This is a genomic window from Curvibacter gracilis ATCC BAA-807, from assembly GCF_000518645.1.
Classification (GTDB): Bacteria; Pseudomonadota; Gammaproteobacteria; order Burkholderiales; family Burkholderiaceae_C; genus Curvibacter; species Curvibacter gracilis.
In genome coordinates this window covers 615,886-639,407 of record NZ_KI912466.1, presented here as the reverse complement: position 1 = coordinate 639,407, position 23,522 = coordinate 615,886, and the positions used below count along the sequence as shown (strand labels likewise).

At 66.5% G+C, this 23,522-nt stretch carries 16 protein-coding genes and 1 riboswitch; of the genes, 9 read left to right on the top strand and 7 right to left on the bottom strand.

Going from position 1 to position 23,522, the window contains the following annotated elements; all coding sequences use genetic code 11:
- Window positions 1–30 precede the first annotated feature (30 nt).
- Window positions 31–1,761 (bottom strand): cation acetate symporter, encoded by a 1,731-nt coding sequence (locus L880_RS0128530; protein WP_027478498.1) that lies wholly within the window; start codon window positions 1,759–1,761, stop codon window positions 31–33.
- Complete coding sequence (locus tag L880_RS0128525; protein WP_027478497.1) at window positions 1,758–2,066, bottom strand: DUF485 domain-containing protein; 309 nt, start codon at window positions 2,064–2,066, stop codon at window positions 1,758–1,760. The genes L880_RS0128530 and L880_RS0128525 overlap by 4 nt, the downstream gene beginning before the upstream one ends.
- 374 nt (window positions 2,067–2,440) lie before the next feature.
- On the opposite strand from L880_RS0128525, the gene L880_RS0128520 reads away from it, so the two are divergent.
- From L880_RS0128520 to L880_RS0128505, 4 genes are all read left to right on the top strand, one after another.
- Window positions 2,441–4,105: an MFS transporter gene (locus L880_RS0128520; RefSeq protein WP_027478496.1), complete on the top strand. Its 1,665-nt coding sequence runs from the start codon at window positions 2,441–2,443 to the stop codon at window positions 4,103–4,105.
- Window positions 4,106–4,221: 116 nt separating this feature from the next.
- A complete protein-coding gene (uvrA, locus tag L880_RS0128515) occupies window positions 4,222–9,978 on the top strand; it encodes an excinuclease ABC subunit UvrA (protein WP_027478495.1) in 5,757 nt (1,918 codons plus the stop codon).
- Between the two features lie 83 nt (window positions 9,979–10,061).
- Window positions 10,062–11,024, top strand: a complete 963-nt coding sequence (locus tag L880_RS0128510) for a Bug family tripartite tricarboxylate transporter substrate binding protein (protein WP_027478494.1) — start codon at window positions 10,062–10,064, stop codon at window positions 11,022–11,024.
- Between the two features lie 47 nt (window positions 11,025–11,071).
- Window positions 11,072–11,407 carry a hypothetical protein gene (locus L880_RS0128505; RefSeq protein WP_027478493.1) on the top strand — a complete coding sequence of 112 codons (336 nt, stop codon included), beginning with the start codon at window positions 11,072–11,074 and terminating at the stop codon, window positions 11,405–11,407.
- Here L880_RS0128505 and L880_RS0128500 read toward each other — a convergent pair.
- The 5 genes from L880_RS0128500 to L880_RS0128480 all read right to left on the bottom strand — a co-directional run bounded on the left by L880_RS0128500 (window position 11,390) and on the right by L880_RS0128480 (window position 17,331).
- On the bottom strand, window positions 11,390–12,214 hold the full coding sequence (locus L880_RS0128500; protein WP_245615404.1) for an HAD-IIB family hydrolase: 825 nt from the start codon (window positions 12,212–12,214) through the stop codon (window positions 11,390–11,392). The two genes, L880_RS0128505 and L880_RS0128500, sit on opposite strands and share 18 nt — an antisense overlap.
- Window positions 12,211–13,980 (bottom strand): hypothetical protein, encoded by a 1,770-nt coding sequence (locus tag L880_RS0128495; protein ID WP_027478491.1) that lies wholly within the window; start codon window positions 13,978–13,980, stop codon window positions 12,211–12,213. The genes L880_RS0128500 and L880_RS0128495 overlap by 4 nt, the downstream gene beginning before the upstream one ends.
- A gap of 104 nt (window positions 13,981–14,084) precedes the next feature.
- Window positions 14,085–15,026 carry a glycosyltransferase family 2 protein gene (locus tag L880_RS0128490; RefSeq protein ID WP_027478490.1) on the bottom strand — a complete coding sequence of 314 codons (942 nt, stop codon included), beginning with the start codon at window positions 15,024–15,026 and terminating at the stop codon, window positions 14,085–14,087.
- Window positions 15,027–15,247: 221 nt separating this feature from the next.
- Window positions 15,248–15,697 carry a GtrA family protein gene (locus L880_RS0128485; protein ID WP_084461711.1) on the bottom strand — a complete coding sequence of 150 codons (450 nt, stop codon included), beginning with the start codon at window positions 15,695–15,697 and terminating at the stop codon, window positions 15,248–15,250.
- Between the two features lie 5 nt (window positions 15,698–15,702).
- Window positions 15,703–17,331 (bottom strand): peptide chain release factor 3, encoded by a 1,629-nt coding sequence (locus L880_RS0128480; protein ID WP_027478488.1) that lies wholly within the window; start codon window positions 17,329–17,331, stop codon window positions 15,703–15,705.
- Between the two features lie 272 nt (window positions 17,332–17,603).
- Here L880_RS0128480 and L880_RS0128475 point away from each other — a divergent pair, with 272 nt between their 5' ends.
- The 5 genes from L880_RS0128475 to L880_RS0128455 all read left to right on the top strand — a co-directional run bounded on the left by L880_RS0128475 (window position 17,604) and on the right by L880_RS0128455 (window position 23,350).
- Complete coding sequence (locus tag L880_RS0128475) at window positions 17,604–18,881, top strand: amino acid deaminase (protein WP_027478487.1); 1,278 nt, start codon at window positions 17,604–17,606, stop codon at window positions 18,879–18,881.
- Window positions 18,882–19,045: 164 nt separating this feature from the next.
- On the top strand, window positions 19,046–20,398 hold the full coding sequence (locus L880_RS0128470) for a GntT/GntP/DsdX family permease (RefSeq protein WP_027478486.1): 1,353 nt from the start codon (window positions 19,046–19,048) through the stop codon (window positions 20,396–20,398).
- Entirely contained in the window at window positions 20,398–21,903 is a 1,506-nt protein-coding gene (locus L880_RS0128465) for an N-acyl-D-amino-acid deacylase family protein (RefSeq protein WP_043330937.1), read from the top strand. Before L880_RS0128470 ends, L880_RS0128465 begins: the two co-directional genes overlap by 1 nt.
- A 90-nt stretch (window positions 21,904–21,993) precedes the next feature.
- On the top strand, window positions 21,994–22,377 hold the full coding sequence (locus L880_RS0128460; protein ID WP_027478484.1) for a RidA family protein: 384 nt from the start codon (window positions 21,994–21,996) through the stop codon (window positions 22,375–22,377).
- A 16-nt stretch (window positions 22,378–22,393) separates the two neighbouring features.
- Complete coding sequence (locus tag L880_RS0128455) at window positions 22,394–23,350, top strand: sugar kinase (RefSeq protein ID WP_043330847.1); 957 nt, start codon at window positions 22,394–22,396, stop codon at window positions 23,348–23,350.
- A gap of 88 nt (window positions 23,351–23,438) precedes the next feature.
- A riboswitch (S-adenosyl-L-homocysteine riboswitch) is annotated at window positions 23,439–23,517 on the top strand.
- Window positions 23,518–23,522 lie beyond the last annotated feature (5 nt).

Genomic DNA, 23,522 nt, shown 5'->3' with positions numbered 1-23,522 from the left:
CGGGTCGCGTCAGGGCGACCCGATTCCGGCTCAGTGACCCGAGGCGCCGGAGGCACCCAGGCCGGTTTCCGAGCGCACCTGCTGCGAAGCGAAGGCAGCACGTTCCTTGGTGGCCTGGGCGCTGCGGTCCAGCACCGAGAACAGCCACACACCGAAGAAGCCGATGGCCATCGAGAACAGGGCCGGCGACGAGTACGGGAACCAGGCCGAGCCCTTGGGGTAGCCCAGCGTGGCTTCCCACACCGAGGGCGACACGATGGTCAGGCCCACCGAGGAGATCAGGCCCAGGAAGCCGCCGATCACGGCACCCTTGGTGGTGCAGTCCTTCCAGAGCACCGACAGGAACAGCACCGGGAAGTTGGCCGAGGCGGCAATCGCGAAGGCCAGCGACACCATGAAGGCGATGTTCTGCTTCTCGAAGGCGATGCCCAGCACCACGGCGACGATGCCCAGGGCCACGGTGGTGGCGCGCGACACCTTCAGCTCGGAGGCGCTGTCGGCCTTGCCGTTCTTGAACACGGTGGCGTACAGGTCGTGCGACACGGCCGAGGCACCCGACAGCGTCAGACCGGCCACCACGGCCAGGATGGTGGCGAAGGCCACGGCCGAGATGAAGCCGTAGAACACGTCGCCGCCGACCGACTTGGCCACCAGCACAGCGGCCATGTTGGCGGTACCGGCGCCGCCCTTGATCACGCCCTTGGCCACGTCGGCCATTTCAGGGTTGGTCAGCACCAGGGTGGTGGCGCCGAAGCCGATGATGAAGATCAGCACGTAGAAGTAGCCGATCCAGGTGGTGGCCCACAGCACCGACTTGCGGGCTTCCTTGGCATCGGGCACGGTGAAGAAGCGCATCAGGATGTGGGGCAGGCCGGCGGTACCGAACATCAGCGCCATGCCGAAGGAGATGGCCGAGATCGGGTCCTTGATGAAGCCGCCGGGGCCCATCAACGACAGACCGATCTTGGCCGCCTCGTCAGGCGACTTGCCTGCGTTGGCTGCGATCGCGGTCTTCACCTTCACGCCTTCGGCAAACAGGGCTTCCGGGCTGAAGCCGAACTTGGCCAGCACCATGAAGGCCATGAAGCTCACACCGGCCAGCAGCATGCAGGCCTTGATGATCTGCACCCAGGTGGTGGCGGTCATGCCGCCGAACAGCACGTAGACCATCATCAGCGCGCCCACGATCACCACGGCCAGCCAGTAGTCCAGGCCGAACAGCAGCTTGATCAGTTGGCCGGCACCCACCATCTGGGCGATCAGGTAGAAGGCCACCACCACCAGGGTGCCCGAGGCCGCGAAGGCGCGGATCGGGGTCTGCTGGAAGCGGTACCCGGCCACGTCGGCAAAGGTGAACTTGCCCAGGTTGCGCAGGCGCTCGGCCATCAGGAAGGTGATGATGGGCCAGCCCACCAGAAAGCCGATGGAGTAGATCAGACCGTCATAGCCGGTGGCCATCACGGCTGCCGAAATGCCCAGGAACGAAGCGGCCGACATGTAGTCGCCCGCAATCGCCAGGCCGTTCTGGAAGCCGGTGATGCCGCCACCCGCGGTGTAGAAGTCAGAGGCCGACTTGGTCTTGGCTGCCGCCCACTTGGTGATCCAGAGCGTGCCCGCCACAAAGGCGCCGAACATGATGATGGCGGTCCAGTTGGTGGCCTGTTTGGCCGCCTCACCCACGTCACCGCCTGCGGCCAGGGCCGAGCCCGTGGCCGCCAGTGCCAGCGCGGCCGCCAGCGCGAATTGGAGTTGCTTTTTCATTTTGTGGCGTCCTTCAGGATGTCCTTGGTCAGTTGATCGAACTCACCGTTGGCGCGCTTCACGTAGATGCCCGTGATGACGATGGTGAAAATGATCACGCCCATGCCGATCGGAATACCCAGCGTGGTCACGCCGGCGCCGATGGGCTGGGCCAGGAAGGCCTTGTCAAAGGCGATCAGGCCGATGTAGCCGTAGTAGACGACCAGCATCAGGATGGTCAGCAGGACGCCCAGGCCATTGCGCTTGCGGCGCAGTTCCAGGTACTTCGGGTGGGTTTTTATCTTGTCGACAACGGGGTCGCTCATGTCTCTCTCCAGTTGGTGGAATGGATGCAGGACGTGGCCCGAAAGCCACCGGCCACGAAACAATTCTGGGTAGCCTCCCTGACCAACTGCTTACGTAAGCCAGCGATAAGGCAGGCCCGTCGGGCGAAGCCTGAAAATCCGCAAACCCAAGCGCCATGCGGGTTCCAGCGGTGTTCTGGCGCGCTGAACGGTATGAGATCGACCGTTCAGCCGGCGACAGGCGGCATGGGGATCGGGTAAACCCCTGACCCGTGTTTACCCTTGCATCAGGGCATGTCCTGAGCCTGTTTGTCAGGGTTCGGTCAGAGAAGCTTCTGATAGTGGCTGCAAGTGCCCAAGCAGGGCACGCTGCACCCCACGATTGGAGACAAACCATGGCAGCCTCTGCACGCCCCATGACGCCCGAGGAGCGCCGTGTCATCGTCGCGTCCTCACTCGGAACGGTCTTCGAGTGGTACGACTTCTACCTGTACGGATCGCTGGCCGGCATCATCGCGCAGCAGTTCTTCTCGGGGCTGGACCCGAGTTCGGCCTTCATCTTCGCCCTGCTGGCCTTTGCGGCCGGCTTCATCGTGCGGCCGTTCGGGGCCCTGGTGTTCGGGCGGCTGGGCGACATGATCGGGCGCAAGTACACCTTCCTGGTCACCATCCTGATCATGGGCATGTCCACCTTCATCGTGGGCATCCTGCCCTCGTATGCCACCGTCGGGCTGGCGGCGCCGGTGATCCTGGTGGCCTTGCGCATGTTGCAGGGCCTGGCTCTGGGCGGTGAGTATGGCGGGGCGGCCACCTATGTGGCCGAGCATTCGCCGCCCGGGCGGCGCGGCGCCTACACGGCCTGGATCCAGACCACCGCCACGCTGGGTCTGTTCCTGTCGCTGGTGGTCATCCTGGGCGTGCGCAGCCTGGTGGGGGAGGCCGCCTTTGCCGAGTGGGGCTGGCGCATTCCCTTTCTGGTCTCCATCCTGCTGCTGGGGGTGTCGGTGTTCATCCGCCTGTCGATGAACGAGTCGCCCGCCTTCAAGCAGATGAAGGCCGAGGGAAAGACTTCCAAGGCGCCGCTGACCGAATCCTTCGGCCGCTGGAAGAACCTGCGCGTGGTGCTGCTGGCCCTGTTCGGCCTGGTGGCCGGGCAGGCCGTGGTCTGGTACACGGGGCAGTTCTATGCGCCTTTCTTCCTGACCAATGTGCTGCGGGTGGACGGCTCGACCGCCAACATCCTGACCGCCGTGGCCCTGCTGCTGGGCACGCCCTTCTTCATCGTGTTCGGCACGCTGTCCGACCGCATCGGGCGCAAGCCCATCATCCTGGCCGGCCTGCTGTTGGCCACCGTGAGTTACTTTCCCCTCTTCAAGGCGCTGACCCAGGCCGCCAACCCCGATTTGGCGGCGGCCCAGGCGCGCAACCAGATCGTGGTGATCGCCGCCGCGGGGGATTGCTCCTTCCAGGGCAACCCGGTGGCGCGCGAGATCGACTTCTACCGCTCCTGCGACATCGCCAAGCGCTTTCTGGCCCAGAACGCGGTGAGCTACTCCAACCAGGTGTCGGCGGCCGGCGGCCCGGCCCGGGTGCGCATCGGCGAGCAGGACATCCCAGCCCCGGTGGGGCGGGTGGTCAACCACAAGTTCGACGACGAGAGCTTTCGCGCCATCGCCGCCTTCAAGAAGCAGGTGGGCGAGGCCCTGAAGGCGGCGGGCTACCCGACCCAGGCCGACCCCGCCAAGGTGGACCACGTGACCATCGTGCTCATCCTGACCCTGCTGGTGATCTACGTGACCATGGTCTACGCACCCATTGCGGCCATGCTGGTCGAGCTGTTTCCGACCCGCATCCGCTACACCTCGATGAGCCTGCCCTACCACGTGGGCAACGGCTGGTTCGGCGGTCTGCTGCCCACCATCAGCTTTGCCATGGTGGCGCAGAACGGCAACATGTTCCACGGGCTGTGGTACCCGGTGGTGATCGCCGCGGCCACCCTGGCCATCGGCCTGGTGTTTGTGCCCGAGACCCGGCAGGTGGATATCTACAGCGCTGATTGAGCTGTTGTCGGTGCGCCCGGCCAGGGCGCACCGACTTTGAAGGGCTTTGGCTGGCGTCATGCTGGCTTCGCGGTGGGCTGCCTAGAATGTTTGGCCTCCACAGGAACCAGCCGACCATGACCCAGGGAATCATCAAAATCCGCGGTGCCCGCCAGCACAACCTCAAGAACCTTGATCTGGACATCCGCACGGGTGAGCTGACCGTGGTCACGGGGCCCAGTGGTTCGGGCAAGTCGAGCCTGGTGTTCGACACCCTGTACGCCGAGGGACAGCGCCGTTATGTCGAGACCTTCTCGGCCTATGCGCGCCAGTTCCTGGACCGCATGGACAAGCCCGCCGTGGACCGGGTAGAGGGGGTGCCGCCGGCGATTGCCATCGACCAGACCAACCCGGTGCGCAGTTCGCGCTCCACCGTGGGCACGATGACCGAGCTGAACGACCACCTCAAGCTCTTGTTCGCCCGTGCCGGCGCACTGTTCGATCGCCAGACCGCGCAACCCGTGCGCCACGATTCGCCCGAGACCATCTACGCCCAGCTGCTGGCGCGGGCCCAGGCCGCCAGCGTGGACGGCGTGGAGCCGCGCCTGATCCTGACCTTCCCGGTCGAGCTGCCCGCCAGCGCCACGGCCGACGAGGTGGGCCAGTGGCTGGCGGCCAGCGGCTTCACCCGCGTGCAGGCCGAGCGTGAGGTGGCCACACCCACCGGCCCGCGCAAGGTGCTGGACGTGGTGGCCGACCGCCTGCGTGTGGGCAACGCCGAGAAGGTGCGGGTGGTCGAGGCCATCGAGACCGCGCTCAAGCGCGGCAGTGGGCGCCTGAACGTCTATGCCCTGGCGGGCGATGATGCCGAGCCCGAGTTGTGGCGTTTCTCCACCGGCCTGCACTGCCCCGACAGCGATCAGCGCTACAGCGAGCCGATCCCGTCTGCTTTCTCCTTCAACTCGGCCGTGGGCGCCTGCGAGGTGTGCCGGGGTTTCGGGCGTGTGATCGGGGTGGATTACGGCCTGGTGATCCCGAACGACAAGCTCACGCTGCGGGCCGGCGCCATCAAGACGATGCAGACCCCGGCCTGGGCCGAGTGCCAGGACGACCTGATGCGCCACGCCGAGGCGGCCGGCATCCCGCGCGACACGCCCTGGTACAAGCTCACCCCCGAGCAGCAGAAGTGGGTGATCCAGGGCTCGCCCAACTGGAACGGCAAGTGGAACCAGCACTGGTATGGCGTCAAACGCTTCTTCGAGTACCTGGAGACCAAGAGCTACAAGATGCACATCCGGGTGCTGCTGTCCAAGTACCGCAGCTACACGCCCTGTGAGACCTGCGCTGGCGCCCGCCTGAAGACCGAAAGCCTGCTGTGGCGCATTGGCAGCCGCGAAGCCGCCGATGCCGTGCTGGCGCCTGCCAAACGCTTCATGCCGGCCGGCGTGGCCTGGTCGCGTGAGCAGCTCGAGGCCCTGCCCGGCCTGTGCCTGCACGACCTGATGCTGCTGCCGCTGGAGCGGCTGCGCCGCTTCTTCGATGCCCTGCACCTGCCGGGCCATGGCTCGGACGGTGAGGCCCAGGCCCTCAAGCTGCTGTACGAAGAGATCACCACCCGCCTCAAATACCTGTGCGACGTGGGCATCGGCTACCTCACGCTGGACCGGCAAAGCCGCACCCTGTCGGGCGGCGAGGTGCAGCGCATCAACCTGACCACGGCGCTGGGCACCTCCCTGGTGAACACGCTGTTCGTGCTTGATGAGCCCAGCATCGGCCTGCACCCGCGCGACATGAACCGCATCACCGAGGCCATGCACCGGCTGCGCGATGCCGGCAACACCCTGGTGGTGGTCGAGCACGACCCGGCCGTGATGCTGGCGGCCGATCGCATGATCGACATGGGCCCGGGCCCGGGCGAGCGCGGCGGCCAGATCGTGTTTGACGGAACCACCGACGAGCTGCGCCGTGCCGATACCCTGACCGGCCAGTACCTGGGCGCGCGCAAGCAGGTGGGCATGGGCTTCAAGCGCCTGGTCAGCGACAACACGCCGCGCCTCATCCTGGAAGGCGCGCGCGAGCACAACCTGCAGAACGTGTCGGTCGAGATCCCGCTGCAGCGCCTGGTCTGTGTGACCGGCGTGTCGGGTTCGGGCAAGTCCTCGCTGATCCAGGACGTGCTGGCGCCCGCGCTGCTGCGCCATTTCGGCCGCGCCACCGAAACCCCGGGCCTGCACGACCGCCTGCTGGGTGCCGACCACCTGGGCGATGTGGTGTTTGTCGACCAGTCGCCCATCGGCAAGACGGCGCGCTCCAACCCCGTCAGCTATGTGGGCGCCTGGGACACGCTGCGCGAGATCTTTGCCACCGCCCCCCTGGCGCGCCAGCGCAGCTACACCGCCAGCAAGTTCAGCTTCAACAGCGGCGATGGCCGTTGCCCCACCTGCGGTGGTTCGGGCTTCGAACACGTCGAGATGCAGTTCCTGTCGGACGTGTACCTGCGTTGCCAGGATTGCGATGGCCAGCGCTACCGCCCCGAGATCCTGGAGGTCAAGATCGAGCGCGGGGGCCGCCACCTGAGCGTGGCCGATGTGCTGGACCTGACCGTCAGCGAGGCGGCGAGCCTGTTTGCCGGTGACCGCGAGGTGCTGCGCGCCCTGCAACCCATTGTGGATGTGGGCCTGGAGTACGTGAAGCTGGGCCAGCCCGTGCCCACCCTGTCGGGCGGCGAGGCGCAGCGCCTGAAGCTGGCCGGTTTTCTGGCCGAGGCCGCCAAGGCCGGCAGTTCCAGCCGCCAGCCGGTGGCGCGCAAGGGCACGCTGTTCCTCTTCGACGAGCCCACCACCGGCCTGCATTTCGACGACATCGCCAAGCTCATGCGCGCCCTGCGCAAACTGCTGGAGGCCGGGCATTCGCTGCTGGTGATCGAGCACAACCTGGACGTGATCCGGGCCAGCGACTGGCTGATCGACCTGGGCCCTGAAGGGGGCGATGGCGGCGGCCTGGTGGTGGCCGTGGGCACGCCTGAAGACGTGCGGGCCCACGCCTCTTCGCACACCGGCCAGGCACTGCGCGAGTACGACCGTGCCATGGGCCTGGGCGCCCATGCGGTGGAAGAGGGCACGCCGCTGCAGGCCCTGGTGCGCCCGCGCCGGCAGGTGCCGGCCCACGGGGCCGACGCGATCCAGATCGTGAACGCCCGCGAGCACAACCTGAAGGGCCTGTCGGTCGACATCCCGCGCGGCAAGTTCAGCGTGGTCACGGGGGTCAGCGGCTCGGGCAAATCGACCCTGGCCTTCGACATCCTGTTCAACGAAGGGCAGCGCCGCTACCTTGAAAGCCTCAACGCCTATGCGCGCAGCATCGTGCAGCCGGCCGGCCGGCCCGAGGTCGACGCGGTGTATGGCATCCCGCCCACGGTGGCGATCGAGCAGCGCCTGTCGCGCGGCGGGCGCAAGTCCACCGTGGGCACCACCACCGAGCTGTGGCACTTTTTGCGCCTGCTCTATGTGAAGCTGGGCGTGCAGCACTGCGTGCACGACGGCGCCGCCGTGCAGCCGCAGACGCCTGACAGCATCGCCTCGCAGCTGCTGCGCCAGTTCCGCGGCCAGCACATCGGCCTGCTGGCGCCGCTGGTGGTCAACCGCAAGGGGGTCTACACCGAGCTGGCCGACTGGGCCCGCCCGCGCGGCTACACCCACCTGCGGGTGGATGGACAGTTCCTGCCCACCACGGGCTTCCCGCGCATCGACCGCTTCAAGGAACACACCATCGAACTGCCGGTGTGGAGCCTGATGGTGCGGCCCGACAACGAGGCCGAGCTGCGCCAGGCCCTGGCCACCGCGCTGGAGCATGGCAAGGGCGTGGTCCATGTGCTGAGCGACCTGGCCGGCCTGAAAGAGGCCATGGCCGAGGGGCGTGACACTTCGGCCATCGGCCGCCTGACCCAGTACAGCACCAAGCGCGCCTGCCCCGTGTGCAGCACCAGCTACGCTGAACTCGACCCGCGCCTGTTCTCGTACAACAGCAAGCACGGCTGGTGCCCCGATTGCGTGGGCACCGGCGTGCGCCTGAGCAAGGAGCAGCGCAAGGCGCTCGACGATTCGGTGCGCGACGACGACAACAAGGGCCGCGAGCAGACCTTTGCCGAGCCCGAGGTAGAAGACCTCAGCGACGAGGCCTGTCCGAGCTGCGAAGGCACCCGGCTCAACAAGGTGGCACGTGCCGTGCGCTTTGCCCAGGTGGGCATCACCGACATCGCACGGCGCTCGGTGCTGCAGGTGCGCGACTGGGTGGCCTCGCTGGCCCTGCCCGACGAAATGAGCGCGCGTGAGCGCGACATCGCCCGCGATCTGATCCCCGAGATCGGCAGCCGCCTCGACTTTCTCGACGAGGTGGGCCTGGGCTACCTCACCCTGGACCGTGGCGCCCCCACCCTGAGCGGTGGCGAGGCCCAGCGCATCCGCCTGGCCGCCCAGCTGGGCAGCAACCTGCAGGGCGTGTGCTATGTGCTGGACGAGCCCACCATCGGGCTGCACCCGCGTGACAACCAGATCCTGCTGAAGGCGCTGCAGAACCTCAGCGACAAGGGCAACACCCTGGTGGTGGTCGAGCACGACGAGGACACCATCCGCCACGCCGACCACATCATCGACATCGGCCCCAGCGCGGGCAAACGCGGCGGCCGTCTGGTGGCCCAGGGCACGGCGGCCGAGATCGGCGCCTGTGCCGAATCGGTCACCGGACGCTACCTGCTGCATGCCATCCGGCACCCGCTGGCGCCGCGCCGTGAGGTGCTGAGTGCGCCTGAAGGCGGTCAATGGCTGAGCGTGGAAGGGGCGCGCCTGCACAACCTGGCCAACATCACCCTGCAGGTGCCGCTCAAGCGCCTGGTGGCGGTGACTGGCGTGTCGGGTTCGGGCAAGTCGACCCTGGCGCGCGATGTGCTGCTCACCAATGTGCAGGCCCTGGTGCAGCAGCGCAGTACCCAGGCCGGGCGTCAGGCCCAGGCCGAGGGGCGCCGGGTGGGACTGGTCGGCTGTGCCGATGTGCAAGGCTACGAGGTGATCGACCGGGTGCTGGAGGTGGACCAGACCCCCATCGGCAAGACCCCGCGCAGCTGCCCGGCCACCTACATCGGCTTCTGGGACACCATCCGCAAGCTGTTCGCCGAGACGCTGGAGGCCAAGGCCCGGGGTTATGCCGCCGGGCGCTTCTCGTTCAACACCGGTGAAGGGCGCTGCCCGGCCTGCGAGGGGGCCGGTGTGCGCACCATCGAGATGAGCTTTCTGCCCGACGTGAAGGTGCCCTGTGAGACCTGCCACGGCGCACGCTTCAACCCCGAAACCCTGGCCGTGACCTGGCGCGGCAAGAGCATCGGCGACGTGCTGCAGATGGAGGTGGACGAGGCGGTGGATTTCTTCGCCTCCATGCCCAACATCAGCCACCCGCTGCAGCTGCTCAAGGACGTGGGGCTGGGCTACCTCACGCTGGGCCAGCCTTCGCCCACGCTGTCTGGGGGGGAGGCGCAGCGCATCAAGCTGGTGACCGAGCTGAGCAAGGTGCGCGACGACGTGACCCGGCGCGGCAACAAGGCACCGCACACCCTGTACGTGCTGGACGAGCCCACCGTGGGCCTGCACATGGCCGACGTGGAAAAGCTGATCCACGTGCTGCACCGCCTGGTCAACGGGGGTCACAGCGTGGTGGTGATCGAGCACGATCTGGACGTGATGGCCGAGGCCGACTGGATCATCGACCTGGGCCCCGAAGGCGGGCAGGGCGGGGGGCGCATCGTCGCCGCCACCACCCCTGAAGGCCTGGTGCAGCGTGCCACCCACACCGGGGTGGCCTTGGCGCCGGTGCTGGCGCGCGGGGGACAGGCGGCAGAGGTCTGATCGTTTACGGTCATGGGACAAGGCTGCGCAAAAGCGCAGCCTGCGATTCGGCGCACGGCGCCATTTCACTGGAGACACCCCCCATGCAAAGAAGATCCCTGCTGAAGCTGGCTGGCAGCACCCTGGCCCTGGGCCCGCTGGCGGCCCGCGCCCAAGCCTTTCCGGCCCGACCGGTCAAGCTGATCGTCGCCTTTCCGGCCGGTGGCCCCACCGACATCACCATGCGCCAACTGGCCGACAACGCCAGCAAGATCCTGGGCCAGCCCGTCATCGTCGAGAACAAGCCCGGCGCCGGCGGCACCCTGCCGGCGCAGGCCCTGCAGAGCTCGGCGGCCGACGGCTACACCGTGGCGCAGATCCCCCTGGGCGTGTTCCGCATGCCCTACACCACCAAGATCAACTGGGACCCGGTGAAGGACATCAGCTACGTGATCAACGTCACCGGCTATGCCTTTGGCCTGGTGGTGCCCAGCAGCAGCCCATTCAAGACCTGGGCCGACTTCGTGGCCTATGCCAAGACCAACCCGGGCAAGCTCACCTTCGGCTCCACCGGCACCCTGACCAGCCCGCACCTGACCATGGAGCAGGTGGCGCAGAAGCTGGGCCTGCAGCTGACCCACGTGCCCTACAAGGGCAGCGCTGACCTGATGCAGGCCGTGCTGGGCGGGCACGTGATGGCCGCCGCCGATTCGACCGGCTTTGCCCCTCAGGTCGAAGGCGGCAAGCTGCGCGTGCTCAACACCTGGGGCGAGCAACGCCTGGCCAAGTTCCCCGATGCCCCCACGCTCAAAGAGCTGGGGCTGGACCTGGTGCAGAACTCGCCCTTCGGCCTCGGGGCCCCGCGCGGCACGCCGCCCGAGGTGGTCAAGCGCCTGCACGACGCCTTCAAGAAGGCCATGGAAGAGCCCAGCTATGTGCAGGCCCTGGGCCGGTACGACATGCTGCCCAACTACATGGACAGCGCCCAGTACCAGAAGTTTGCTCAGGACACCTTCAACCGCGAGAAGGTCCTGATCGAGAAGTTGGGCCTGAACAAGCCCGCCTGATCGCTCGGGGCCGGGCCGGGCTGGCATGATGGCGGGGCCCACTTCCCATGTCCGAACACCGCGTCATCGAGATCCACCCCGAGGCCCCGGCCAAGCCCGCCTGGGGCCAGCCCTGCAATGGCTGCGGCGTGTGCTGCCTGGCCGAGCCCTGCCCCCTGGGCGTGCTGGTGTCGCGGCGCCGCCGGGGCGCCTGCCAGGCCCTGCAGTGGGCGCCTGAGCGGTCGGTCTACCGCTGTGGCATGGTCAGTGCCCCGGCCGCCCACCTGCCATCGCCTCTGCATTGGGCTGCACCGCTGCTGGCCCGCCTGGCCCGGCGCTGGATTGCGGCGGGCGTGGGCTGCGATGCCGCCATCGAGGTGCCTGACTCAGCCCGGCGAGACTGAGCGCGCCGCCAACAACACCTGGGCCAGTTCGGCAAATCCGGCGCCGCGCTCGCTGGGGGTGATGTAGCGCGGCAGGTGCTGCAATTGCGGCACGAAGCGGCGCACATTGGCCACCCCCACACTGAACGGGAAGTGCTCGAACATCAGCTGGTCGTTGGTCGAATCACCCACATACACCCAGCGGTCCAGTTCCTCGTCCAGCTTGCGACCCCACAGCTCGCGCAGAATCCAGCGCGCCCCTTCGAGCTTGTTGTGCGGGCCATACCAGCCGTTGATGTGGATGCTGCTCACGGTGGCGTTCATGCCCGCCGCGCGCATCCGGGCCACCACCTGCTCGATGGCCTGGGGCGGCAGGGTGGTGAACTCGCTGTGGTCGATCGCGATGTCGGTTTCGCGCCCGGCCGAATCTGTGGCCCGCCGGGCGCCGGGCACGGTGGCTTCAATGTCCTGCAGCACGGCCTGCATGCGCAGGTACTGCTGTTGCCGCAGGGCCTCATCCTGCTGGTAGCAGCGCCGCAGGCGGCCGTCGGCTTCGGGGATCAAGGCCACGGCCCCGTTTTCAGCCACGATGGCGTCGAGCGGCCAGACCGGCGCAAAGGGCTCGCTCCAGCCCACCGGCCGCCCGGTGATGGCGATCACCCGCAAGCCGGCCGCCTTCAGATCATGCAGGGCCTGCAGGGCTTCAGGCGTGATGGCGCCCTCGGTGGTGAGGGTGTCGTCGATGTCGGTGAGAACACCGTTCACGGTCCCGGCCTGAGGTGCAGTCAGTGTTGATAACAGATGCAGGAAAGGCGTCGAGGCGCTCATGGCGGCAGGATGTCGAAGGCCTCGGCACCCGGCGCTTTGGCAATGGATCTGAAATACTGATCGAAGTCTGCATCGTGCTCAAACAGGCCCAGTACATCGTTGCGGATTAGCAGTGTGTCAAAGCCTTCGGCTCTCAGACGCAGCGCCAGCCCTTTCGCTCCCAGCAGCATCCGGTCGTGGTTGCGCCAAGGGCCGAATATCTCGCCCCAGATCGGGTTGGGTGCGTAATAGGTGAGGTTCTCTAGGGCGAACTGATAAATGCGCCGGCCAGGGGGCTGGTGGAGCTTCAGCACCAGTGGGTAGGCTGGCAGCGACTGGGTGAGCACGGCTTCGCGCTGTTCCGTGGTGAACGCCACGCTTTGGAGTGCCTTTTCGCTGGTGTTCCAGCCGTAGACACCCAAGATCCCTACTGCGCAAAGAACCAGCATAAGCCCCAACTGTTGGGCCACCCAACGTGGTTCGAGAACCCATTGTGGGCGTCGGCGCAGAATCCAGGCGCACCCGTCCAACACCACCTGGGCGCTGAGCAGGGCGAGCAGGGGAAACATGGGTAGCAGGTAACGGTCGTAGTGGGAGGTGAGCAACCAGACGATGCTGGCGTAAGCGACCAACAACATGGTGCTGCGCCAGACAGGTGCGCGGTAGAAGCGGGGCAGCAGTGGTGCCAGCAGTGCGGGCCACAGGCATTTAGGCGGCCAGTTGGCAACGCCCTTGAGATCATTGAATTGGGCCGTCAGATCCCACTCGTTCCAATCGTGGTAACCAAAGATGCGGGCACCCAGAGGGTCGAAGGGGTCGCCGGTGAGAATCGCGTTGCGAACATACCAATACGCGCAGGGCAACAAAAAGGCCGTGACCACGGCAGCCCAGACTTTCGGCCGACGTTCGACGCATATCAGAACGGCCCCGAAAAACGGCAGGTAGATCAGCGCTTGGTATTTGCTGCCGGCGGCCAGGCCCAGAGCGAAAGCGGCTGCCACCAGCCAGCCCAGGTGCTTGCGGCTCTGCAGCCAAAGCCACATCGCGACTGCGCTGGTCACCAGAAACAGGGCCACCCCGAGGTCAATGTAGGCGGACCCATAGAGAGGTCCTCCGAGCACCAGCCAGGCCGAAGTCGCGAGGCTGGCTGTGGCATGGCCGGTATATCTTACGCCCATGCGGTAGGTGATCAAGGCGACCAGCCAACCTGCCAAGGCGTGCAAAAGGTGCGCCAGCACGTCGCCCTTAAGCAACAAGGCTGCGGCATACAGCAAGTCGTAGTTGTAGGGGAACCAGGGAAAGCGGAGCCACTCATTGACCGTCAACGTGCCGCTGGCCGCCCATTGACTGGCATGAGGGAGGTGGTACATCAACTCGTCCCATTGCTGTGGTGGCGCCAGCGGCGCCACGAGCGTGGGGGCGAGGGCGACGATAACCAGCCATAGCCAGAACAGTTCGTGTGCATGCCAGGTCACTGCGGCAGCCGGCCTGCCGGCTGCCTGCTGCTGCCGCCAGGCGCGCACGAACTGCCAGAGTGCCAAGCTCCAACTCACGATCAGCAACACAAACAGGGCTGGACGTGTCAGTTGCCCGGCGACCGCCAAGGCCTGCAGCGCCAAAATGAACAGCCCCATGCCTAAGGTGATGGCCAAAGCGCCGTGCAGCCAGCGATCATCCTGTCGCGAGGCTTTGAGCTGGTTCAATGCCGTCAGCCCAAGGCCCCAGAAAGCCAGGATCAACAGGAGCAGCGAGCCATAGAATTTTTGGAGGAATGCGAGTTCAGTCATGCCACCGGCTCATTTCCGTGCACATTGTTTGTGTTTCATGGAAGGGCATGAGCCTGGTCTTGCCGTGCAAACACGCACGGCTGTTGCGCGGTCAAATGCACACATCAGCGGTCTGCAGGGGCTGGGATGGCCAGGTAGGCCAAATTTTTGGCTTCGCGTCGCCCTGTAGTGACGTTGTGCAGAATGGCTCCGCACACCAGAGACAGCCCTGCGCACATCATGATGCCGGTAGTCAGCACCCCGGTCGGCAGCCGTGGAACCAATCCGGTTTCGGCATAGGTCAGCAAGAGTGGAATGGCCAGCGCCAGACCTAGCAAGGACAGCACCAACGCCAGCAGCCCGAAGAAGGCCAACGGACGCTCGCTGATGAACAGTTTCAGGATGGTGCCCAGAATGCGCCAACCGTCACGCAGCGTCGACAGCTTGCTGGTCGAACCCTCTGGACGGGCACGATAGATGATGTCGGCTTCGGCATAGGGCATGCGCAATTCGAGCGCGTGCACGGTCAGTTCGGTTTCAGTCTCGAAACCTTGCGACATGGCCGGGAAAGATTTCACGTAGCGGCGCGAGAACACACGGTAGCCTGACAGCATGTCGGTGAAGCCTCCGCCAAAGATCCAGGCCACCGAACCCGTCAGCATGAGGTTGCCCAGACGATGGCCGGGCCGGTAGGTCTGCGGGTTGGAACCATCATCACGCCGGCAACCCACCAGCATGTCCAGGCGTTGCGCCAGTAATTGGTCGATGTGGGCCCGGATATCGCGCAGGTCATAGGTGGCATCGCCATCGACCATCACATAGACATCGGCCTCGACGTCGGCGAACATGCGTCGCACCACATTGCCCTTGCCACGCAGTTTGACGGGGATCACGGTGGCGCCAGCCCGGCGAGCGATGCCAGCCGTGTCGTCGCTGGAGTTGTTGTCAAAGACAAACAGTTCCGCTTCGGGCAGGCAGGTTTTGAATTCGTCGATCACCAATTGGATCGACAGGGCTTCGTTGTAGCAGGGGACGACGACGGCAATGCGTGGCTGAGTCATGACCATTGGTGGCAGTTGTGGCGGCTTGCACCCAGTTCAGGGATTGCTCGTCCCTTTTCCTCCCTGGGTATCAAATTGTTAACAAAGAGGCGATCTTGCCACAGGCCCTAGGGGCAAACTCGAGAAGCCTGTCTGACGCGTTCAACGGCAGGCTTGGGGTTACCACCGTTGAGAAAAATAAGCTGAATCCTTGAGAGATGCTCCATGCGCCTTGCAATGCCGCAGTTTCAGGATTTCAGCGGCCTGGGGCGCGTCCGAAAAATCAGAAATCGGGCACTGGCAAAGTTGAATCCGAGCCCGGCCAGGCTTCCTACGGCAACACCCCACATGGAGAAGCCAGGCAGATCGGGAAAGTGCCGAACAAAGGCCACATAGGCGCTGTAGTTGATCGCGCCGCCCACACTCATGCTGCCCAGGTAAGCCAGGTATTCAGCCACCAGGGTCTTGCCTCGGCGCCCAGTCGGCGCAAAGGTCTGGCGCCGGTTGAAGGCCCAGGTGGAGGTGGCGGCGCACAAAAAGGACAGCACCCGCCCGCCATACAGGCCCAGCCGGGGCACGGCCAACCACAGCACCCCCATGTCGACCAGCAGGCCCAACACGCCCGAGACACCGAACCAGAACAGTTGATGGATCACGGAACGTGGCGGGGCTGTCGATGCGCTGGTTTCGGTTGTCATGGCCCTCAACCCGCCGTCTGCAGCGCCAGGCCAGCGTGTTCTCGCAGGGGGTGGAAATGGATCTTCGGGAAACGTTCCTGGGCCAGGCGCACGTCGTAGGGCGAGGTGCACAGGTAGGCCAGGGTATTGGCCGCGTCGTGGGCCAGGCGCATCGGGTAGGCGTCGGTGAAGGCCTTCAGTTCTGCGGGCGTGTCGGCGGTGATCCAGCGGGCGCCGGTGTACTGGCTGCTTTCCAGGCGCACGTCGGCGTCGTACTCGGTCTTGAGGCGGTGTTGTACCACTTCAAACTGCAGCTGACCCACGGCACCGAGCAGCATGGCACCGCCCATGTCGGGCTTGAAGACCTGGATGGCACCTTCTTCGCCCAGCTGGGCCAGGCCTTGTTGCAACTGCTTGGTGCGCAGTGGGTTCTTGAGGATCACGTTCATGAACAGCTCGGGCGCAAAGAAGGGCAGGCCGGTGAACTGCAGGCTGGCGCCGTCGGTGATGGTGTCGCCCAGTTGCACGCCGCCATGGGTGGTGAAGCCGATGATGTCGCCGGCATAGGCCTCGTCCACCGCCTCCCGGCGCTGCGACAGAAAGGTCACCACGCTGGTGGGCCTCAGTTCCTTGGCCGTGCGCTGCACGCGCAGCTTCATGCCCGGGGTGTACTTGCCCGAGGCCATGCGCACAAAGGCGATGCGGTCGCGGTGGTTGGCGTCCATGTTGGCCTGCACCTTGAACACCACGCCCGAAAACGCATCGTCCTCGGGCTGGATCACCTTTTCGACCGGCTGGCGGTTCACGATCACCGTGCTCTTGCGCGATTGGGGGGGCGGGGCCAGATCGACCAGGGCGTCGAGCACCTCCATCACCCCGAAGTTGTTCACCCCCGAGCCGAAGAACACCGGGGTCTGCTTGCCGGCCAGGAAGGCGTCGTGGTCGTAGCTGGGCGAGGCGCCGGTGGCCAGCTCCATGGCTTCCACCGCGGCCTCGAATTCGCTGCCGAAGCGCTTGACCAGGGTGTCGCGCTCGGACAGCGGGATGGATTCGAAGTCATGCGGCAGGCGTTCGCTGCCGGCCTCGAACACCGTCATGGCCTGGGTGCGCAGGTTGATGATGCCGGCAAAGCTCTTGCCCTGGCCCACGGGCCAGGTCATGGGCACGCAGGGCATGCCCAGCTCGCGCTCCACCTCGTCGAGGATGTCCAGCGGCTCGCGCACCTCACGGTCCATCTTGTTGACGAAGGTGAGGATGGGGGTGTCGCGCTGACGGCACACCTCGATCAGTCGGCGGGTCTGCGATTCCACGCCGTTGGCGGCGTCGATCACCATCAAGGCCGAATCGACGGCCGTCAGCACCCGGTAGGTGTCTTCCGAGAAGTCCTTGTGGCCGGGGGTGTCGAGCAGGTTGATCACATGGTCGCGGTACAGCATCTGCATCACCGACGAGGCCACCGAGATGCCGCGCTGCTTTTCGATCTCCATCCAGTCCGAGGTGGCATGGCGGCTGGCCTTGCGCGCCTTCACCGAGCCGGCGATCTGGATCGCGCCCGAGAACAGCAGCAGCTTTTCAGTCAGCGTGGTCTTGCCCGCGTCCGGGTGGGAGATGATCGCGAAAGTGCGACGGCGGCGGGTTTCTTCGAGAAAGCTCAAGGTCTTTGTCCGAGTGAGGCAGAGGGTTGTCGTGGCCTGGCCGGCAAGCGCTCAGGGCTGGCCGGCAGCCGCCAGGGGGCGGATCCAAGCTTGGATGGAGCCAAGGGCGGTGGCCTGAGCCTGGCCCGTGGGGGCCGATTTTACCGGCTTGGCCCGGACCGTCGTCGAAAGAGGCACTCATGTGTCCATGTGTTGCGAGCCACAAGTGTTTGAAAATCCCGCACGCGAAACGGCTGCCATCGCCAAGAATCCGGGCTAGACCAGGATCGACGATGACCACTGCAGCCCTCTTTTCCCACAATCACCTGAACTTCGACACCAAGGGCCTGGGTGCCGCACCGGACGGATGCACGCTGGCCCAGCTCAAGGACCTGCAATGGCGCATTCTTGACGACGAGGTGAGCCTGCCGGTGGCCGTGCTGCGCGAAAGCTGCATCGAGCACAACCTGCGTTGGATGCAGTCCTTCATGGCCCGCTATGGCGTGAAGCTGGCACCACACGGCAAAACCACCATGAGCCCGGCACTGTTCCATCGGCAGCTGGAGCACGGCGCCTGGGGCATCACGCTGGCAACAGCCTCGCAAGTGAATGCCGCCTACCGCCACGGTGTGCGCCGCATCCTGATGGCCAACCAACTGGTGGGGCGCGGCAACATGGCGCTGATCGCACGCATCCAGGCGCAAGACCCGGATTTCAGCTTTTGCTGCATTGTCGATTCGGCGGCCAACATCGATGCGCTGGGGCATTTCTTCACCGAGGTGGGGCAACGCCTGCGGGTGCTGATCGAGTACGGCGTTCCGGGTGGTCGCACCGGGGTGCGTGATGCCGCCCAGGAGGCCGAATGCCTGGCTGCCCTGGCCCGCTGGCCGCGCGCCCTGGCCCTGGTCGGGGTGGAGGTCTACGAAGGGGTGTTGCAGCAGACGGAGGCGATCCGGGGCTTTTTGCAGCAGGTGCTGGAGCGCACCCGGGCACTGGCGGCCGAGCAGCGCTTTGCCGAGGACACGGTGCTGCTGTCGGGGGCCGGCTCGGCCTGGTTTGACGTGGTGGCCGAGGTGTTTTCGGGGCAGGACCTGGGCTGCACAATGGACGTGGTGCTGCGTCCGGGTTGCTACCTGACCCACGACGTGGGCATCTACCGCGCCGCCGAGCGCCGCATCCGGGCCGACAACCCCGTGGCGCGCGAGATGGGGCAAAGCCTGTTGCCGGCCCTGCAGCTGTGTGCCCATGTGCAGTCCTTGCCGGAGCCCGGGCGCGCCATCATCGCGCTGGGCAAGCGCGACGCGGCCTTCGATGCGGGCCTGCCCAGCGTGAGCCTGCAGGCCCGCCCGGGCGGCTTTGCCGGGGTGCGGCCCGCCCCCGAGGATTGGGTGCTGACCGCGATGATGGATCAGCACGCCTTCATGAGCGTGCCCGAGGGCGCCGACCTGCGGGTGGGCGACATCCTGATCTTCGACATCTCCCACCCCTGCCTGACCTTCGACAAATGGCGTCAGCTGCTGCTGGTGGACGAGCACTACCAGGTGCTGAGCGCCGTCGAGACCCTGTTCTGACGCCCAGGCCCTGACCCGCTGCCAACGTGCCTGAGCGCAACGCGGGACCTGCATGCCAGGCCGCGCTGGGTCGGCACGTCGACGCCGCCTTGCGGAGGGCGCCCATTGAACCGTTTGAAACGCTTGAACCGCTTGCCCCAAGAAACAACAACCAAGGAGACCCTGTGCCTGCTGTCGCCAACCCGTCTTTGCTGCTCTATGCGCTCATCGCCATCGTGGCGCTGGTGCTGCTGATTGCACGCTACCGCATCAATCCCTTCATCGTGCTGACCCTGGTCTCCCTGGGGCTGGCCCTGGTGGCCGGCATGCCGGCCAAGGACATCATGGCGGCCTATGAGACCGGCGTCGGCAAAACCCTGGGGCACATTGCCCTGGTGGTGGCCTTGGGCACCATGCTGGGCAAGATGATGGCCGAGTCCGGGGGCGCAGACCGCATTGCGCTCACGCTGATCGACCGGTTCGGCGAGCGCAACGCCCACTGGGCCATGGTCTGCATCGCCTTTGTCTGCGGCCTGCCCCTGTTCTTCGAGGTGGGCTTTGTGCTGCTGATCCCGATCGCCTTCACGGTGGCCCGGCGCACAGGGGTGTCGATGCTGATGGTGGGGCTGCCCATGGTGGCCGGCCTGTCGGTGGTGCACGGTCTGGTGCCGCCGCACCCCGCCGCCATGATGGCGGTGGGCGCCTATGGTGCCGAAGTGGGCAAGACGGTGGCCTACGCGATCCTGGTCGGTGTGCCCACCGCCATCATCGCCGGCCCGCTGTTCGCCAAGTTCATCGCTCCGCGCATCGTACTGCCCAGCCACAACCCGATGGCCGACCAGTTCACCGACCGCGACGCCGGGGCTCGCTCGCTGCCGGGTTTCGGCATCACCATGTTCACCGTGCTGCTGCCGGTGGCGCTGATGCTGCTGGGCGGTTGGGCCCCGGTGCTGGCGCCGGCCGGCAGCACACTGAACGGCTTTCTGCTGTTCATCGGCAATTCGGTGATCGCCTTGCTGATTGCCACCGTGGTCAGTTTCTGGACCCTGGGTCTGGCGCGCGGCTTTTCACGCGAAGACGTGCTCAAGTTCTCGCAGGAATGCCTGGCGCCGACGGCGGGCATCACCTTGCTGGTGGGGGCGGGTGGGGGCCTCAACCGCATCCTGGTGGATTCGGGCGTGACCACGCAGATCGTGGCCCTGTCGGCGGCCTTCCAGCTGTCGCCCCTGCTGCTGGGCTGGCTGCTGGCCGCCTTGATGCGGGTGGCCACCGGTTCGGCCACCGTGGCCATGACCACCTCGGCCGGCATCGTGGCGCCGATCGCGCTGGCCATGCACTACCCCCATCCTGAGTTGCTGGTGCTGGCCACCGGTGCCGGCTCGCTGATCCTGTCGCACGTCAACGACGGCGGCTTCTGGCTGATCAAGGAGTACTTCAACATGAGTGTCGGGCAGACCCTGAAGACCTGGACGGTGCTCGAGACCTTGATCTCGGTGGTGGCGTTTGGCCTGGTGTGGGCCCTGGCCGGGGTGCTGTGATGAGTACCCTCGACAGGCTCGACACACTGATCCGCCACGCCACGGTGTACGACGGCACGGGCCGCCCAGGCGAGTGGGCTGACGTGGGGGTGGACTCCGCCGGCCGGCTGTGCCTGTTCCGAGGTGACGAGCCCCGTCCCGCCGCCCGGGTCGAGGTCGATGCCCAGGGCCTGGCGCTGGCGCCCGGCTTCATCGACGTGCACACCCACGATGACACCGTGGTGATCCGCCAGCCCGAGATGCTGCCCAAGATCAGCCAGGGCGTGACCACGGTGGTGGTGGGCAATTGCGGCATCAGCGCGTCGCCGGTGCGCCTGCGCGGCAGCGCGCCCGACCCCATGAACCTGCTGGGGCCGGATTCGGCGTTCCGTTACCCGCGCTTCGACGATTATCGAAAGGCCATCGAGGCGGCGCAGCCGGCGGTCAATGTGGCCGCTCTGGTCGGGCACACGGCCTTGCGCAGCAATCACCTGGACGACCTGGACCGGGCCGCCCACCCGGCCGAAATCGAGGCCATGCGGCTGGAGCTGGCCGACAGCCTGGCGGCCGGGGCCCTGGGCTTGAGCACCGGGCTGGCCTATGCCTCGGCCTTTGCCGCCAGCACCGACGAACTCAAGCGCCTGGTGGCCGAGGTGGCGGCCCATGGGGCCCTCTACACCACCCATTTGCGCAGCGAGTTCGAGCCCATCCTGGACGCCCTGGCCGAAGCCTTTGACGTGGCCCGCCACGGGCCCAGCCCCCTGATCGTGTCGCACCTCAAGTGCGCGGGTGCCCGCAACTGGGGGCGCAGCACCGAGGTGCTGGCGGCCATGGAGGGCGCAGCCCGCCTGCAGCCCGTGGGTTGCGACTGCTATCCCTATGCCGCCAGTTCGTCCACGCTCGACCTCAAGCAGGTGACCGACGAGTTCGACATCTTCATCACCTGGTCCACACCCCACCCCGACATGGCCGGGCAGACCCTGGCCGCCATCGCGCGCACCTGGCAGGTCGGCCTGCTGGAGGCGGCGCGCCGGCTGCAGCCTGCGGGCGCGGTGTACCACGGCATGAACGAGGGCGATGTGCGTCGCATCCTGTCCCACCCGATGTCCATGGTGGGCTCGGATGGGCTGCCCGAAGACCCCCATCCGCATCCGCGGCTGTGGGGGGCCTTTCCCCGGGTGCTGGGCCATTACGCCCGCGAGCAGGGCCTGTTGGCCTTGCCCGAAGCGCTGCGCAAGATGACCGGCCTGTCGGCAGCCCGCTATGGCTTGGAGCAGCGGGGCCGCATTGCACAGGGGTACTGGGCGGATCTGGTCTTGTTCAACCCCCGCACGGTGCAAGACACCGCCACCTTCGACAAGCCCCAGCAGCGCGCCACCGGCATCGAGGCGGTGTGGGTCAACGGCGTGCTGTCGTACCGCCAGGGGCAGGCCACCGGCGCCCGGGCCGGGCGCTTTCTGTCTCGTTCGTCCGATCTGCCCGCCCGCTTTGCTGCGGCCCCGCAGCGGCTTGAGGCCCAGGCCTGACCAGCCGCCCGGGGCCCGCCCACCCAGGTTTCACAGCGCTTCACTGCGTGTCATTGATTTCAAGAAAGAAGGAGTTTTCTCATGTCCGATATCCAGCGTTATGGCGTCGCCGATGGCACAGGCGGCCAGAAGATGCCGTTTGCCCGTGCCGCCCAAGCTGACGGGTGGTTGTTCGTGTCGGGCCAGACCCCGATGCGCGATGGCGAGGTGATCGACGGCGGCATCGTGGCCCAGTCTCACCAGGCCATCCGCAACGTGCTGGCCGTGCTGGCCGAGGCCGGCTATGGCCCCGAGCATGTGGTGCGTTGCGGCGTCTGGCTGGACGACCCGCGTGACTTCGCTTCGTTCAACCGGGTGTTCATGAGCTATTTCGGCGAGCACCCGCCGGCCCGCGCCTGTGTGGTGTCCCCCATGGTCATCGACTGCCGCGTCGAGGTGGATTGCGTGGCCTACCGGCGGCCCGAGGCCGCCTGAGCAGGGGTCTGGCGCGATGAGTTCCCATTTTCCGGCCGCTGCCAGCGCCGGGCCCGTGCACATCGTGTCGCTGGGCGAGTGCATGATCGAAATCGGCGGGCAGCCCCTGAAGCGCCGTTACGGGGGCGATACCCTGAACACGGCGATCTACCTGGCGCGGCTGTTGCAGGGTTGGCCCGCCGAGGTGCACTACGCCACCGCGCTGGGCGATGATCCGCTGAGCGACGGCTTGCTGAGCCAGTGGCAGGACGAGGGCTTGTTCACCGAGCGGGTGGCCCGCCTGCCCGGGCGTGCGCCCGGTCTGTACCTGATCGAGACCGATGACCGGGGTGAGCGGCGGTTCTTCTATTGGCGCAACGACAGCGCCGCCCGCCACTACTTTGGCGGCGAGCTTGATTTCGCCACCTTGCTGAACCCGTCCCAGATCGATGTGCTCTACCTGTCGGGCATCACGCTGGCCCTGTTTCCACCAGCGCGGCGCGAGGCCTTGTTCGAGGCCCTGGCCGCCTTCCGGCGCGCCGGCGGGTTGATCTGGTTTGACAACAACTTCAGGCCCGCACTGTGGCGTGCGGATCAGGCCCGTGAGGCTCACGAGCGCGTGCTGGCCCTGGCCGATGTCGCCCTGCTGACGCTGGACGATGAAACCCTGCTGTACGGGCCGCACCCTGCCCAGCAGGCAGTGCAGCGCAGTCTGGGCCTGGGATGCCGCGAAGTGGTGGTCAAGCAAGGGGCCCGCCCCTGTGTGGTGGCCACCGAAGCCGGCCAATGGCATGTGCCGACCCAGCCGGTGGCGCGGGTGGTCGACACCAGTGCTGCGGGCGACTCCTTCGCGGCCGGCTACCTGGCCGGTCGCCTGAGGGGGGGCTCGATCCCGGAGGCCGCCGCCCTGGCGCACCGGGTTTCGGGGGCCGTGATTGCTTGGCCCGGGGCCATCATCCCGCGGGAGGCCATGCCGGCTTTGCAGCCCGGCTAAGGCGCAGTGGGGGCTGCGGATGGGCCTCTGCCTGAGGCCGATCTGGGGACATTGGGGTGACAAACGGCGTTTTGCAACTAAAATGCCGCCATCCGAGGAGCGTTGCAGCGCCCCCAGCACAGCGGGGCGTGAGGCTCGGACCATCTACGCAACGACGCTCATCCACTTCCCG

Bases quoted from the DNA above. Each gene is read 5' to 3' on its own strand.
- L880_RS0128530 (WP_027478498.1), bottom strand. From the start codon at position 1,761: ATGAAAAAGCAACTCCAATTCGCGCTGGCGGCCGCGCTGGCACTGGCG.
- L880_RS0128525 (WP_027478497.1), bottom strand. From the start codon at position 2,066: ATGAGCGACCCCGTTGTCGACAAGATAAAAACCCACCCGAAGTACCTG.
- L880_RS0128520 (WP_027478496.1), top strand. From the start codon at position 2,441: ATGGCAGCCTCTGCACGCCCCATGACGCCCGAGGAGCGCCGTGTCATC.
- uvrA (WP_027478495.1), top strand. From the start codon at position 4,222: ATGACCCAGGGAATCATCAAAATCCGCGGTGCCCGCCAGCACAACCTC.
- L880_RS0128510 (WP_027478494.1), top strand. From the start codon at position 10,062: ATGCAAAGAAGATCCCTGCTGAAGCTGGCTGGCAGCACCCTGGCCCTG.
- L880_RS0128505 (WP_027478493.1), top strand. From the start codon at position 11,072: ATGTCCGAACACCGCGTCATCGAGATCCACCCCGAGGCCCCGGCCAAG.
- L880_RS0128500 (WP_245615404.1), bottom strand. From the start codon at position 12,214: ATGAGCGCCTCGACGCCTTTCCTGCATCTGTTATCAACACTGACTGCA.
- L880_RS0128495 (WP_027478491.1), bottom strand. From the start codon at position 13,980: ATGACTGAACTCGCATTCCTCCAAAAATTCTATGGCTCGCTGCTCCTG.
- L880_RS0128490 (WP_027478490.1), bottom strand. From the start codon at position 15,026: ATGGTCATGACTCAGCCACGCATTGCCGTCGTCGTCCCCTGCTACAAC.
- L880_RS0128485 (WP_084461711.1), bottom strand. From the start codon at position 15,697: ATGACAACCGAAACCAGCGCATCGACAGCCCCGCCACGTTCCGTGATC.
- L880_RS0128475 (WP_027478487.1), top strand. From the start codon at position 17,604: ATGACCACTGCAGCCCTCTTTTCCCACAATCACCTGAACTTCGACACC.
- L880_RS0128465 (WP_043330937.1), top strand. From the start codon at position 20,398: ATGAGTACCCTCGACAGGCTCGACACACTGATCCGCCACGCCACGGTG.
- L880_RS0128455 (WP_043330847.1), top strand. From the start codon at position 22,394: ATGAGTTCCCATTTTCCGGCCGCTGCCAGCGCCGGGCCCGTGCACATC.